Annotated in this window: 12 protein-coding genes; 3 read left to right on the forward strand and 9 right to left on the reverse strand. The window is 62.9% G+C overall.

The features are described 5' to 3' along the window. The first annotated feature begins 174 nt into the window (after window positions 1-174). Complete coding sequence (locus tag SR908_RS08245) at window positions 175-2,049, forward strand: bifunctional diguanylate cyclase/phosphodiesterase (protein WP_246923294.1); 1,875 nt, start codon at window positions 175-177, stop codon at window positions 2,047-2,049. On the opposite strand, the gene phoU is transcribed toward SR908_RS08245, so the two are convergent. The 5 genes from phoU to SR908_RS08270 form a co-directional block, all read right to left on the reverse strand. Further along, a complete protein-coding gene (gene phoU, locus SR908_RS08250) occupies window positions 2,007-2,726 on the reverse strand; it encodes a phosphate signaling complex protein PhoU (protein WP_075368469.1) in 720 nt (239 codons plus the stop codon). The genes SR908_RS08245 and phoU overlap by 43 nt on opposite strands. A gap of 32 nt (window positions 2,727-2,758) precedes the next feature. Further along, entirely contained in the window at window positions 2,759-3,532 is a 774-nt protein-coding gene (pstB, locus tag SR908_RS08255; RefSeq protein WP_246923342.1) for a phosphate ABC transporter ATP-binding protein PstB, read from the reverse strand. 65 nt (window positions 3,533-3,597) lie between these two features. Further along, on the reverse strand, window positions 3,598-4,974 hold the full coding sequence (pstA, locus tag SR908_RS08260; RefSeq protein WP_246923290.1) for a phosphate ABC transporter permease PstA: 1,377 nt from the start codon (window positions 4,972-4,974) through the stop codon (window positions 3,598-3,600). Continuing rightward, window positions 4,971-7,094, reverse strand: coding sequence for an ABC transporter permease subunit (locus SR908_RS08265; protein ID WP_246923287.1), 2,124 nt, complete (start codon window positions 7,092-7,094; stop codon window positions 4,971-4,973). Before SR908_RS08265 ends, pstA begins: the two co-directional genes overlap by 4 nt. Before the next feature lie 56 nt (window positions 7,095-7,150). Beyond that, window positions 7,151-8,089 (reverse strand): PstS family phosphate ABC transporter substrate-binding protein, encoded by a 939-nt coding sequence (locus SR908_RS08270; RefSeq protein ID WP_246923341.1) that lies wholly within the window; start codon window positions 8,087-8,089, stop codon window positions 7,151-7,153. A 252-nt stretch (window positions 8,090-8,341) separates the two neighbouring features. On the opposite strand from SR908_RS08270, the gene SR908_RS08275 reads away from it, so the two are divergent. Then, on the forward strand, window positions 8,342-8,746 hold the full coding sequence (locus SR908_RS08275; RefSeq protein WP_097021475.1) for an acyl-CoA thioesterase: 405 nt from the start codon (window positions 8,342-8,344) through the stop codon (window positions 8,744-8,746). Here the strand turns inward: SR908_RS08275 and SR908_RS08280 are convergent. The 3 genes from SR908_RS08280 to hexR form a co-directional block, all read right to left on the reverse strand. Further along, the gene (locus tag SR908_RS08280; protein WP_097021476.1) at window positions 8,743-9,207 is read right to left on the reverse strand and encodes a phosphate-starvation-inducible PsiE family protein; all 465 of its coding nucleotides are present in this window, start codon (window positions 9,205-9,207) and stop codon (window positions 8,743-8,745) included. The genes SR908_RS08275 and SR908_RS08280 overlap by 4 nt on opposite strands. Window positions 9,208-9,271: 64 nt before the next feature. Beyond that, window positions 9,272-11,491: a DNA helicase II gene (gene uvrD / locus SR908_RS08285; RefSeq protein ID WP_097021477.1), complete on the reverse strand. Its 2,220-nt coding sequence runs from the start codon at window positions 11,489-11,491 to the stop codon at window positions 9,272-9,274. A 70-nt stretch (window positions 11,492-11,561) separates the two neighbouring features. Beyond that, on the reverse strand, window positions 11,562-12,428 hold the full coding sequence (hexR, locus tag SR908_RS08290) for a transcriptional regulator HexR (protein WP_097021478.1): 867 nt from the start codon (window positions 12,426-12,428) through the stop codon (window positions 11,562-11,564). A 199-nt stretch (window positions 12,429-12,627) separates the two neighbouring features. On the opposite strand from hexR, the gene SR908_RS08295 reads away from it, so the two are divergent. Next, complete coding sequence (locus SR908_RS08295) at window positions 12,628-12,822, forward strand: PA3496 family putative envelope integrity protein (RefSeq protein ID WP_040240300.1); 195 nt, start codon at window positions 12,628-12,630, stop codon at window positions 12,820-12,822. A 98-nt stretch (window positions 12,823-12,920) separates the two neighbouring features. Here SR908_RS08295 and SR908_RS08300 read toward each other — a convergent pair whose 3' ends face one another. Continuing rightward, a complete protein-coding gene (locus tag SR908_RS08300; protein ID WP_246923285.1) occupies window positions 12,921-14,288 on the reverse strand; it encodes a sodium-dependent transporter in 1,368 nt (455 codons plus the stop codon). Window positions 14,289-14,595 lie beyond the last annotated feature (307 nt).

Below are 14,595 nucleotides of genomic sequence, written 5' to 3' on the forward strand. Positions count from 1 at the left end.
GTGCTCAGTAAAACGCATGACCCACTCGGCCTTTCGGCGCAACCCGGCGAATAGCGGCCAGGCGCGGCACAGCGGTGTGCTAACGTTGCTGCCACCGGGATGCCTGCATGGCAGCGTTGACGCGCCCCCAGCCTGTACATGACGCGGCCCGGCATCGCGACAAGAGAACACCTCATGGTAAACGCCCCTGGGGCCGGCGCCCCCGATCATGATGATGAAACGCGCCGCCTCGACGAACTCCAACGTCTTGGCCTGATGGATACACCGCCCGAGAAGCGTTTCGACGATATCACCCGGCTGACCGCGCGGGTCTTCGACGTGCCCATTGTGCTGATCACGTTGATCGACCGCCACCGCCAGTGGTTCAAGTCGCGCTTCGGCCTCGATGCCTGCGAGACCTCCCGCGACAATGCCTTTTGCGCCCACGCCCTGCTCGAGCGCCAGATGCTGGTGATCGAGGACACCGCCAGCGATCCACGCTTTCGCGATCATCCCCTGGTCACCGACACGCCCTACATCCGCTTTTACGCCGGCGCCGTCATTCGTATGGCCTCGGGCCTGCCGCTGGGCACGCTGTGCGTGATCGACCGTCACCCAAGGCGTTTCGACGTCCACCAACGCGAGATATTGCTCGATTTGGCACGCCTGGTGGAAAACGAGATCGGCGACGACGTCATCACGCGCCTTGAGCGCGCCCGTGCCGAGACCGGCACCCAGTTTGACCCGCAAACCCGGCTAGCCACGCAACAGCGCTTTCAACAACTCATTCAGGCGCGCCTGGCGGCATTACCGGAAACCACGGCGTTTTGTGGCGTCGCCGCCATCGATCTTTACGGCATGCGCGCGGTACGGACGCGTTTTTCGTTACAGGCCAGCAACGAAGTCCTCATGCACGGTATCGCGCGGGTCGAGAAAGCCCTCGATGGTTTTGTCTTCGACTTGGCACGCATCGACGACCAACGCCTCGGGGTGCTGCTCTACCAAGGGAACCCTGCACGCATGGCCGACACCATGGCAACGCTGGCCGAGACCTTGCGGGCACCCTATATCGCCGCCGGCAAGACCGTTACCGCCGCCGCGCGCGTGGTCTGGGCACAGGACGCCACCCAACTCGGTCATGCCGATGACATCCTCTCCGCCCTGCAGCATACCTGCCGACGTCTCCACAACGAGCGCGGTGACGTCCTCCTCCAACTCGATACGCCAGCGTCACTGCCACGCCTGACACGGCGCAACTTGCTGCGCCGCCGCACGGCCTCGGCACTGGCCGAAGACCGCTTTCAGCTCCACTATCAGCCACAGGTCGCCATACACGGCTACCGAGTGAAAGGCTTCGAGGCTTTGCTGCGTTGGTATGACAGCGAAATGGGACAAGTCAGTCCCCAGGATATCGTCGATATCAGCGAGGAAATCGATCTCGGAGAGCAACTCGATACCTGGGTCCTGCAAACCGTCACCCGGCAACTGGCCACGTGGCGCGACCGAGGCCACGCCTTGCTACCAGTATCCGTCAACGTTTCCCAGGAGCAGCTCGCGCAGCCCGCCTTCGCCGACTTGATCGACTCACTGCTCACGCGCCACCGCCTACCCGGGCGATTGCTCAATCTGGAAGTGCTGGAGCGTTCGTTGATAGACGACCCCGAGGCCATCATCGACAGCATGCAGCGTCTCAAGCGCCGTGGTGTGGGGTTTGCCATCGATGACTTCGGCACCGGCTACTCGTCGCTTTCCTACCTCATGCGGATCCCATTCGACACACTCAAGATCGACAAGAGCTTCATCGACCGTATATGCGACGAGCCACGAGTAGCCTCGTTGGTGCACTCGATCGTCTCGCTGGGGCGCGATGCCGGCATGCAGGTCGTCGCCGAGGGCGTGGAAAGCGTCGCCCAGGTCACGCTACTGCGCGACTTCCACTGCCACAGCATTCAGGGCCATGTCTTTTCCATCGCCTTAACCCCGCCCCATGCCGAAGCGTTGTTGACGGCCACTGCCAGAAAACGGCGTCACTTCCCGAGCGACTCGTCCAGCTCACCGGGATCGGTGTGACGCACGTCGAGCCCCTTGACCAGATAAATGACGTGTTCGGCCAGGTTGTCGGCATGATCGCCAACCCGCTCCAAGGCCCGCAGGATCGTCATCACGCTGAGAATGGAGGTAATCGCACGCGGATCTTCCATCATGAAGGTCACCAGCGAGCGCGTGGCCGTTGTGTATTCGTTGTCGACCGACTCATCCTCGTGGAGCACCTGCAACGCTAGGCGCGTATCGAAGCGCGCGAACGAGGTCAGCGCGTCGCGCAACATCTTGCGCACGTGCTCGCTCAGGTGGCGAATCTCGACCATGCCCCGCGAATGGCGGTCCGATTCGATGAGCGTCAACGCATTGCGTGCGATCTTGTTGGCCTCGTCACCGACACGCTCAAGATCAGAGGTAGCCCGGATGACCGCCAGCACCAAGCGTAGATCGGAGGCCGCCGGCTGCCGGCGTGCCAGCACCCGGGTGCATTCCTCATCGATCTGGATTTGCATGTCGTTGACGGCGTTATCGCTATCGCGTACACGCTCGGCGGTTCGGCTATCGCCCTCGAGCAACGCCTCGACGGCATCCTGTACCTGCTTCTCGACCAGCCCGCCCATGGCCATCAACTGGGTCTTGAGTTGCTCCAGTTCCTGGTTGAACTGACGGGAAATGTGCTGGCTATGCGTCTCGTTGGTAATGTCCATGACACTGCTCCGCTTGTCGGAATCGCCGCGACTCAACCCACGCGGCCGGTGATGTAATCTTCGGTGCGCCGTAAGCGCGGATTGGTAAACAACGTATCGGTCGGGGCGTACTCGACCAGCTCGCCAGCGTGCAGAAACGCGGTGTAGTCGGACACGCGCGCCGCCTGCTGCATGTTGTGGGTGACCAGAATCAGCGTCAGTTGCGACTTCAAGCCACGAATCAGCTCCTCGATCTTGAGGGTCGAGATCGGATCCAGCGCCGAAGCCGGCTCGTCGAGCAGCAACACGTCCGGGCGCACTGCCAGAGTGCGCGCGATGACCAAACGCTGCTGCTGCCCACCTGACAACGTCCACGCCGAGGCGTGCAGATCCGCCTTGACCTCCTCCCAAAGCGCCGCCGACTGCAACGCCCACTCGACGATCTCGTCCAGCTCGCGCTTACGTTTGACGCCTTGCAGACGCACCCCGTAGGCGACGTTCTCATAGATCGACATGGGAAACGGATTGGGGGTCTGAAACACCATCCCCACCCGACGACGCAGCTCGGCCACATCCACATCGCGGCCATGAATGTCCTGGCCCTCGAGGCGAATGCGTCCGTTCCGCGTGACCTGGTCGTTGAGGTCGTGCAATCGATTGAGGCCGCGCAGTAGCGTCGACTTGCCGCATCCCGAGGGTCCGATGAACGCCGTTACACGGTGACGCGGCACGCGCAGCGTCAAGTCGCACAGCGCCGGCTTCCCCTCATAGGCGAGCGACAGGGCCTCGATGTCGAAACAGCTCGACGTCGAGGGAAAATCGACCACCGCCGACGAGAAACGCTGGGTCTCGGCGGCGGAAAAAGACGCGGCTGACAAGAGAGACGAACCTCCTACGAATGCTCCAGTGCACGGTGACGTGCCCTGAGATGATGGCGCAAGATTATTGCAGTTAGGTTAAGCACCACGATGACGACGACCAACAACGTCGCCGTGGCGAACACCAGCGGCATCGCCGCCTCGGCATCACGACTGGCGAAGCCAAGATCGAACAAGTGATAGCCCAGATGCATGAACTTGCTGTCGAGATGCAGGTAAGGAAACTCACCATTCACGGGGATTTCCGGCGCCAGCTTGGCCACGCCCACCAGCATCAGCGGCGCCACCTCGCCGGCGGCACGGGCCACGGCCAGAATCACCCCGGTCAGCATCGACGGCAGCGCCATGGGCACCACCACACGGCGCAATGTCTCGAAACGCGTCGCCCCCAGCGCCAGCGAGCCTTCTCGCAACGCCACGGGAACTCTCGCCAGGCCCTCTTCGGTGGCCACGATCACCACCGGCAGGGTCAAAAGTGCCAACGTCAGCGAGGCCCACAGCAACCCGCCGGTACCGAAGGTCGGCGATGGCAGGCGCTCGGCGAAGAACCAGCTATCGAGGTGACCGCCCAATCCGTAGACGAACACACCCAGCCCGAACACGCCGTAGACGATCGATGGCACCCCGGCTAGATTGCGCACCGCGATGCGTACCAGGCGCGTCAACGGCCCCTGGCGTGCCACCTCGTTGAGATACAACGCCGCCAGCACGCCGAATGGTGTGACCACCAGCGACATCAGTATCACCATCAATAATGTGCCGAAAATAGCCGGCCATACGCCGCCCCCGGTATTGCCATCGCTCGGCGCCTCGCTGAGAAAGCGCCACACACCGTGCCCCCAGGCCGCGAGCTTGTCGCCGATATCCATGCGATTGGGCCAGGAAAGCGACGCTACCTGCGCAAATTCCACCTCGAGCGCGCGCCCCTCGACGTTGCGCACGTGCAGCGTCGTGACCTCGGCGTCCCCCGCCAGGGCCCGACGCAGGCGGCGCTCGGCCTCGGCACCTTGCAGGCGTTCGCCGGCGGGCGTCTCCAGCGCCGTCAGGCGACCGATGAAGGGCCCCCAATCGCGACGCTCGGCGTACAGCAGCTCCGGCGGCGTCTCGCGCCTCTCGATGGCCTGCGTCTCGACCCATCGCCATACCTCACCATCGAGGTCACGATTGGCGGTGAAATAGCGCTGCTCACCGGCTTCGCTGCCACGCACGATACCGGCAATCCGCTGGCCGTCGTCGAGGGTCAGTTGCTCGATATCGGCGGGCCAGAAGTGCGCCAGCCCGCGCGTCACGACCAGTGCCAGCAGTGCCAGCACGGCCAACAGAGATAACGCGACGCAGGCCCCGCTCAGCCATCGCCAGACACCGTCACCGCCCAACCGAGGCATCCTCATGCGTCACCCCCATAGGATCGATACCGCCGCTTGAGCCGCCAGCGCACCATTTCCGCCAGAGTGTTGACGACGAAGGTGAACACGAACAGCAGGAGCGCCCCGAGCAACAGCAGGCGATATTGCGTACCGCCCACCGCCGCCTCGGGTAATTCAATAGCCAGGTTGGCGGCCAGCGAGCGCAAGCCCTCAAAGAGGCTCGGCGACATCAGCGGCGTATTGCCGGTCACCATCAGCACGATCATAGTTTCCCCCACTGCACGTCCCGCGCCGATCATGACCGCAGAGAGAATTCCCGGCGCAGCCGCGGGCAACTGGACTCGCCACAGCGTTTGCGCCCGTGTCGCGCCCAGTGCCAGAGAGCCTTCCGCCAGGGGACGGGGCACGCCGGAAAGCGCTTCCTCGGCCAGTGAGTACAGCGTGGGAATGATCGCCAGCCCCATGGCCATGCCGACAATCAGCGCATTGCGTTGCGCGTAATCCCAGCCCCACTGCTGGTGCATCCAGGCACGCAGGTCGCCGCCGAACCACCACGCTTCGAGCCACGGCGAGAGACTCAGCGCCGCCCAGCACAGCAGCGCCAAGGGCACCATCAGTCCTATTCCGGCACTGATCGGGGGTAGATGCAGTCCCCAGCGTCGGGACAGAATCCGCCACAGCCAGCCGCACGCCACGCTGCCCAGCGGCACGCACACGAAAAGCGCCAGCGTTCCGGCAAGATGACGCTCGACGAAGGGCGCCACGAACAGCCCCGCGACGAAGCCGATGACCACGCCGGGCAACGCCTCCATCAACTCGATGGCGGGCTTGAGACGCGCGCGCTGCCGCCGTGACATGTAACAAGCGCTATGCACTGCCGCTCCCAGCGCCAGTGGCACGGCGAACACCATGGCCCAAGCCGCCGCCTTGAGCGTCCCCCAGGCCAGCGGCACCAGGCTGTACTGCGGCTCTTCATCACCCGTGACGGCCGCCGCCCAGCGCCACTGGGCATCAGTGTGGCCTTCGTAGGTCTGCGGCATCCACAGCGTCGCCGGACTCACTGCGGCATGCGGTGCCTCGATCGCCAGCCGTTGGGGCGTACCCGTCTCATCTAGCCACATCACCTGCGTGCCTTGCGCATTAATCGACACGGCCGTCGGCGGCGTGGTCGCGGGTGCCTGACCCTGCCAGCGCTGGCCACTCAGGGATTGATAGAGCCCCAAGCGGCCACTGTCGTCCAGCGCCAGCCACAGGCGCTGCTGGGGCAGAGCAATCAAGCGTCGAATGGCAACATCGCCCAGGGCCGTATAAGACGTCTCGGCCGCTTGCCAGCTCGTATCGTCGGGAGAGAGTCGCCAACGGTGCAGGCCACCTTCGGCATCGCCGACGATCAGCGTGCGCCCGCCCTGCAGGAAGCTCAACGCCGTCACCGGCGCCTGGGTGTCGGTACGCGCCAATGCCGTGCCACCGTCATCGGGAGACAGCTCCCACAGCGTCAATTGCGTGCCTTGGGTCATGGCCAGGCGGCCCGCGTGGCCCAGCGCGATATGCTCGGCCGTCTCCGGTACCGCAATACGCCGCGTGGCCTCACCGGTATGCCACAGGGCCGCCACCTCACCCTGGGTATCGCGCCCCGCCAGCACCCAGTCCTGAGCCGCATGACGCAGTGTCAGCGCCGCCACACCACGGGTCTCGAACAGGCGCATGGTAGAGGCCTGGGCCCATCGCAATCGCCCCCGGTCATCGCGGGGCACCAGACGCACCTCGCCGTTGCTCAATCCCAGGGCCAGCGGCTGCCTATCGCCCGCCTCGGCCACTGCCGCGATGGTGGCGCTTGTGGACAGCATCGCGACCTCGCCCTCGGCGTCGCGCAACTGCCCGTCTCGGGTCAACCAGCGCGCGCCATCATCGGCCAACCAGACGGCGTGAATCGCGCCCTCGTCGGCGACCGAAGAGGCGGCGTCGACATTCACCTCGGCGTCGTCGAAAAGCGGTAGCACGGCCAGCATCAGATACACGCCGATCGCCAGCACCGCCACGACCACACCGATACCGCTGGCGGCAATCACGCCAGTCGCCAGACGATCGAGACGCTGGCGCAGGCGGCGATTCGAGCGAGGCGGGGCGGTGGAAGGTTCAGTCATCGGCGAGCCCGGCGGCGAAGCGTTGCCTTGCAATGAAGTGAGACCATCAGATTACGTCAGTTTGATGACGATTGCGTGACATCGGCAAGGGGTGGCAGCCGCAACGCCCGCCTGGCAGTGGCCAGGCGCGATTCTGGCAGGGGCACGAACCCTTGGCGAGCGACCACGGCCTGGCCCTCGGGCGACAACACCAGGTCGAAGAAGGCGCGTTCCAGGGGCGGCAAGGACTCGCCCGGCGCCAGATTGACGTAGAGATACAAAGGCCGCGTGAGGGGATAGCGTCCACTGACGACGTTGTCGTGCGTAGGTAGACGCGGCGTGCCCTCGTCATCGCGCAACGCCAGGACCTTGACCATCGCGGTGGGATAGCCAAGGCCAGCATAGCCGATCGCCTCGCGCGAACGGCCGACCGCCGCCACCACCGCCGAGGAGCCCGGCAGTTCGTTGACGTCGCGGCGGAAATTACCGCCGCACAAGGCCTCCCGCTTGAACAGTGCATGCGACCCGGAGGCTGTGTTGCGACCGAAACGCGCCACCGGCCGTGAGGCCCAGTCGCCGTCGAGCCCTAGCGCGCCCCAGCGCCGGATAGCGGGCGCTTGATCGCAGAAGCGAGTGTCGGCGAACAGCGCCTCGACCTGTGCCAATGTCAGCGAGGTCAACGGATTGTCGCGGTGCACGAACAGCGTCAGCGCGTCCAGTGCCACCGGCACCGCCACCGGTGGATGGCCCTGGCGGGCGATGAAGTCGGCGCGTTCGGCCTCGGTCATGGGGCGTGACATGGCACCAATGCGCGTCGCCCCTTCGGCCAGCGCCGGCGGCGCAGTCCCCGAACCCGAGGCCTGTACCTGCAAGCGTACCTCGGGATGGCGAGCGCTGAGCCGTTCGCCCCATTGCGTCATCAAACCACCCAGCGTATCCGAGCCAACCGAGCCCAGTGTGCCGTTCAACGGCGCCGCCATCGCCATTATCGGCAACAGCAATGCACCTAGCGTCATCGCCACGCGACATCGCCAGGTCACTGTGGCGCACCGCCCTGTTCGTTTTTTCCTGATCAACGCTCTCGCCCCCGTTGTCACGCCTGCCCCGGCGCAAAACACCTTGCCGAGCGACTGGTCGTCGAGGCCCAGCGGCGTTTACTATGAGACGATCTCAACGGCATGAGATGACTGCAACGGCGCGCTACGCTCGATAACAACAATGTTCGACAACAACAGTGCTCGACAACAACAATCGCCAGGACCCACACCATGCATGAACTCGACGATATTCCGACCCCGCAGGGCGAACTCACGCTCAAGCTCGTCACCCGGCGCCAGGATACCAACCTCTACGGCGACATCCCCGGCGGCTGGCTCATCGCGCAGATGGACCAGGCCGCCGAGCTCGCCGCGGGACGCCTGGCAAGCGGCCGAACCGCCACGGTGGCCACCGAGAGCATGGATTTCTTGTGCCCGGTACGAATCGGCGCGATGGTCAATATCTTCACTAAAATCAGTGAGGTCGGGCGCAGCTCGATCAAGGTCGATGTCGAGGTGTGGATCCGTCCACCCCACGAACGCGACCCCGAAGAACGCTACAAGGTCACCGAGGCGCGTTTCGTGATGGTGGCACTGGATGACAATGGCCGCATCCGCCCCGTTCCCGACGTTTAACGCTTCTCGTCAGGATGCTGGCTACCGCGCCGCACCAGCCAATAACTCAGCCCCAAGGCGAGTACCGCAGTGGCCAACGCCATGATCATCAAGGGATCGATGGTTTCCATGTCCATGACCATGAACTTGCGGACCAACGCCATGATCGCGATCAGTACCACGATCTCGACCTGAATGAAGCCGCCGCGTCCTTCCATGGTGCGCACGATGGAATTGTTGAACTCCATGGCGATCAGCACCGTGAGGATCATGTCGAACACCGCCTGGAAGACGCGGTAATCGAACGGATCGCGGGTCTGAACGAACAGCAGCTCAATCACGTGCATGATCAGGTAATACAGCGCCACCAGCACCACACAGCCGATCGCCACCGTGAGCACCAGTGACACCAGCCGCTCGAAGCGTTGATAGCCGGAGAGCTGCGGCCACTGATCCATCAATTCGGGAAACCATTTCTTCATCGTTGCACCTCGCTTTCCTTGTACCCGGCTATTACCCCGGCCGTACCGCTCGACACGTGTCGCTTCATAACGGCGTGAGCTTGGCGAATCCCAGGACCAGCCATTTGTCGCCTTCGTCCTCGAAACTGACGTGGACACGCGCCCTGGCGCCTTCGCCCTCGGCATTGAGGATTACCCCTTCACCGAAGACTGGATGGCTAACCCGCTGCCCCAGGCTCAACGAGGGCTGATCGTCGTCGCTCGATACGCTCTGCTGCTGGGAGAGCCCGCGGTTCGGTCGCGTGGAAACCGGCCGCGAGACCTGGCCACGCAGACGCACCTCCTCGAGCAACGACTCGGGCAACTCATGCAAAAAGCGCGACGGCCGCGAGAAGGTTTCCTTGCCATGCAGGCGGCGGATCTCGGCGTGGGTCAGATACAACTTGCGCATGGCGCGGGTCACCCCGACATAGCACAGACGCCGTTCTTCCTCGAGGCGCCCCGGCTCCTCCAGCGACATCTTGTGCGGGAACAAGCCCTCCTCGACACCGGCGACGAATACCACCGGGAACTCCAAGCCTTTTGCCGAGTGCAGCGTCATCAGTTGCACGCTGTCCTCGAAATCGTCGGCTTCGTGATCGCCGGCGTTGAGGGCGGCCTCGGCTAGGAATGGCTCCAGTGCCGCCGCGCCCTCGCCAACTTCCTGCAACGAGAAGGGATCGCCCTGGGCGAAATTGCGCGCGGCATTGATCAGTTCCTCGAGGTTCTCGACACGCGCCTGACCCTTCTCGCCCTTTTCGTTGCGGTGATGTTCGAGCAGCCCGGTCGTGTGGAGCACATGCTCGATCAGCTCATGCAGCGCCATACCGGCGGTATCGTTGTCGAGACGCTCGATCAGTTCCGAGAACGCCGAGAGCGCACTTGCCGCGCGCCCCTTTAACACCCCCTCACTGAGGCTATCGTGCAAGGCTTGCCATAATGAAACTGACTGCGTACGAGCCCGCTCACGCAGTATTTCCACGGTGCGCGTGCCGATGCCGCGCGCCGGTACGTTGATCACGCGCTCCAGAGAGGCATCGTCGTCGCGCGCTAACGTCAAACGGAGATAGGCCAGGGCGTTCTTGATCTCGAGACGCTCGTAGAAGCGTTGGCCACCGTAGATACGATACGGCACGCCACTGCGGATCAGAGCCTCCTCAAGCACCCGTGACTGGGCGTTGGAGCGATAGAGAATCGCGATGTCCTGCCGCGCGCTGCCCTTGTTCACTTCCTCGTTGAGGGTATCGACGATGAAGCGGGCCTCGTCGAGATCGTTGAAGCCGGCGTAGACCGAGATCGGCTCACCGTGAACGCCGTCGGTCCACAACTCCTTGCCCATGCGCCCGGCGTTATGGCTGATCAGCGTGTTTGCGGCCTCGAGAATGGCACTCGTCGAGCGGTAGTTCTGCTCCAGGCGCACCGTCGTGGTCGCGGGGAATTCTTCGGTGAAGCGCCGGATGTTCTCAACCTTGGCCCCACGCCAGCCGTAGATCGACTGATCGTCGTCGCCGACCACGGTCATGCCCGCGCGGTCGCCGGCGAGCAGCTTGAGCCAGGCGTACTGCAGGGTGTTGGTATCCTGGAACTCGTCGACCAGCAGATGGCCGAAGCGCTCGCGATAATGCGCCAGCAACGCCGGATTGTCGCGCAGCAGTTCCAGGCCACGCAGCAGCAATTCTCCGAAGTCGACCAGACCGGCGCGTTCGCAAGCCAGCTGATAGCGCTCGTAGAGATCGACCATCTGGCCCATGTAGGCATCGCCATGGGTCTGGACCTGATGGGCGCGCAGCCCCTCTTCTTTGCAGCCGCCGATGAAGTATTGCACCTGCTTGGGCGGGAAGCGCTCAGCGTCGATGCGATGGTCCTTGAGCAAGCGCTTGACCAGGCGCAGTTGATCGTCGCTATCGATGATCTGGAAATGCTGGGGCAGGCGCGCGTCGTGCCAATGGGTGCGTAGCAGGCGGTGCGCGATGGAGTGGAAAGTCCCCACCCACATATTGCGTAACGACAGGCCCAGCAACGCCTCGAGGCGCGTGCGCATCTCGCGCGCCGCCTTGTTGGTGAAGGTCACGGCGAGAATCGCGTAGGGCGATAGCCCCTCGACCTGCAATAACCAGGCGATACGATGCACCAGGACACGCGTCTTGCCCGAGCCGGCGCCGGCCAGTACCAGCAAATTGCCCTGCGGATGGCTCACAGCCTCGCGCTGGGCCGTGTTCAGCGAGTCGAGTAGCGGCGAAACGTCGCCCGGCGAAACGTCGTCCATGGATCACGTATCTTGGCGTTGCGAAATGAGCGACTAGCTTAGCATAGCCGGCCCGCGCTTCGGTCGCCGGCTATGTCTCGTCTTCCTCGTCGTCGGGATAGCGCAGCGGGACCAGGCTTTTCTTCACCGACTGGAGTTGCTCTGCCAGCTTGGGGCCGCGCGTCTTGGCGACGCCCACGGCGAGCACGTCGACGATCACTAGATGCGCCACGCGCGAGCTCATCGGCGTATAGATTTCGGTGTCCTCGTGCACATCGATATAAAGCGGCAGAGTGACTTCGCTTGCCAGCGGCGAATCGCTGGGACATAAGCCGATCACCGTGGCGCCTGTTTCACGGGCCAGGCGCACGCTGGCCACCAGCGCCCGGGTGCGTCCGGTCTGGGAAATGGCGACTACCACATCGCGAGGCGTCAGCGTTACCGCCGACATATTCTGCATGTGCGGGTCGGAATAAGCCGCGGTGGATATCTGCAGGCGGAAGAACTTGTGCTGAGCATCGAACGCCACCGCGCCCGAGGCGCCGAAACCGTAGAACTCCACACGATTGGCCATGGCCAGGGCATTGACCGCCTTGCCCAACGCGGCGTGATCGAGCCGATCGCGCACCGAGAGCAGCGTGCCTACGGTGGAGTCGAAAATGTTGTGGGCAAATTCAGCGACGCTGTCACTATCGTTCATCGAGAACTGCGCGAACTGGCTGCCCGTGGCCAGCATCTGCGCCAGCTTGAGCTTGAAGTCCTGGAAACCGTTACACCCTAGCGCACGGCAAAAACGCACCACGGTGGGCTCGCTGACCTTGGCTTCGGTGGCCAGATCGACGATGCGCATGTGAATGACATCCTCAGGGTGACGCAAAACGAAGCGCGCCACCTTCTGCTCAGAGCGCCGAAAGTGCTCCATGCGGCGTCTCATCTCGTCGAACAGGGCACTGCTCATGATGGCGCGACTCCTTGGCTGACCAACAACGGCGTGAAAACAGATTCGATTCTAGTATGCCGCAGGCGTTGAAGAGGAGAAAAAACGCACGTTTAAGGCTTGACGTCACAATTCTGTCAAGTGCGTTATAGTAAGAATGTCAAGCGGAACGCAGTGAAGTGGCAATAAAACCGTTATAAGGACGATTGGGAGATTTGATATGCGCGATGCCGCACATCTTCAATCCTTGAAAAGCGAGCTTCTAGACATTCATATGAGCCTGGAAATGCTCGAACATGAGCAACGCAAAAAGAGTGCTGCGACACGCTATCTGCGGGCGCGGCGCGGTATTGAGCTGCATCAGGAATTCAAACGTCTAGAGCGCGACATCGTCGATTACGACGACTGGCAATAAACAGGACTCGGTGAACGGAGAGGTCTCCCCGTTCATCGAGTGCCTAGCCGGGCGTTCCAGGCCCGGCGCGGGCAATATACGCCCACGCCGGGTAACGCTCAGAGGCTGCTGACGAAGACGATCACCACGCCGATGGGCGCGATGAAACGTACCGCCACACGCCATAGCGCGAAGGCACCATCGCTCATATTGAGCTGCGAGCGCAGTTCGTCACGCCCCATGAACCAGCCCACGAACAGCACGGTAGCCAAACCGGTCAGCGGCAGCAGCAGCTTGCTGGTGACGTAATCGAGCAGGTCGAAGAGGGTCATGCCGGCGAACTTGTCGAACATGCCCAGCGGCGCGAAATCACCCCAGATATTGAACGACAGCACCGTGGCCAGCCCCAGGGCCCAGGTCGCCAGCCCCGCGACGATGGTCGAGCCCACGCGCGACAGCGGCGAGCGCTCCTCGATCCATTCCACCAGCGGCTCCAGTAGTGAGATCGCAGAGGTCCACGCCGCGAACACCAGCAATACGAAGAACAGCAACCCGAACAGCCAACCACCGGCCATGTTGCCGAACGCCAGCGGTAGGGTCTGGAAGATCAGGCCTGGACCCGCGGCCGCATCCAGCCCATTGGCGAACACGATGGGGAAAATAGCCAGTCCGGCGAGCAGGGCGATGACAGTATCCATGACCACGACGATGAGCGCCGAGCGACCGATGTTGACGTCATCGGAGAGATACGAGCCATACGCCATCATGATGCCCATACCCAGACTCAGGGTGAAGAAGGCATGCCCCAGCGCGGCGAGAATGCCGTCACGGGTGATCTTGGAGAAATCCGGCGTAAACAGGTAAGCCGCCCCTTCGGCGAAAGCACCAGTGGTCGCAGCGTAACCCACGAGCAACACCAGCAGCATAGCCAAGGCCGGCATCAGGGTCTTCGCCGCACGCTCCAGGCCACCGGCAACGCCACCTACCACGACACCGATCGTCATGATCATGAATAGGCTATGCCAGAGCAGCAATTCCACGGGACTTGCCAGCAGATTGCCGAACAAGGTGCCAACGCTATCGTTATCCAGCCCACTGAAGGTGTCGACCACCGCCATTTGAATGTACGCCAGCGCCCAGCCACCGATCACGCTATAGAAAGAGAGGATCAAATAGGCGCCGAGAATCCCGGCCACGCCGATCAACACCCAAGCTCGGCTGCGCTTGAGGCGCCGCGTGATGTCACCCATCGTCGAGATGGGGTTCTTCTGGCCCAGACGCCCGAGCAACCATTCGGACATCAACATCGGCAAACCGACCAGGAAGATGCAGATCAGATACACCAGAACGAAAGCACCGCCACCGCTTTCGCCGGTCATGTAGGGGAATTTCCAGATATTGCCCAGACCGACCGACGAACCGACGGCGGCCAGCACGAAAGCCATCCGGGAGGACCACTGCGCGTGCGAATGAGACTTGTAAGACATTGCTTCACCTGAGTTGCGTGGCGCCATCGAGCATGTAAATGATGGCGTTGTATTGTTGTTGCCACGTCCCCTGGGCATGGATTGCACACCGCGACATGGAGCATGACAGGTCCTTGCGAGCGCTGGGATCTAGCCACCGATCAGCAAGGAGACCGCACCGCTCGCAGCGATGTCAGTCACCGTATGGGTGTCGATAAACACCGGTTGAGGAGACGACTGTCCTCGACGTCGCCCACAGAGAAGCGCCATTTTAGCGACAAGTTTTAGCCAAAACCATTCGCGTTATAGCGTCAAGCCATCAACACCG

Origin of the sequence: Chromohalobacter canadensis (assembly GCF_034479555.1) — a bacterium.
GTDB classification, from domain to species: Bacteria; Pseudomonadota; Gammaproteobacteria; order Pseudomonadales; family Halomonadaceae; genus Chromohalobacter; species Chromohalobacter canadensis.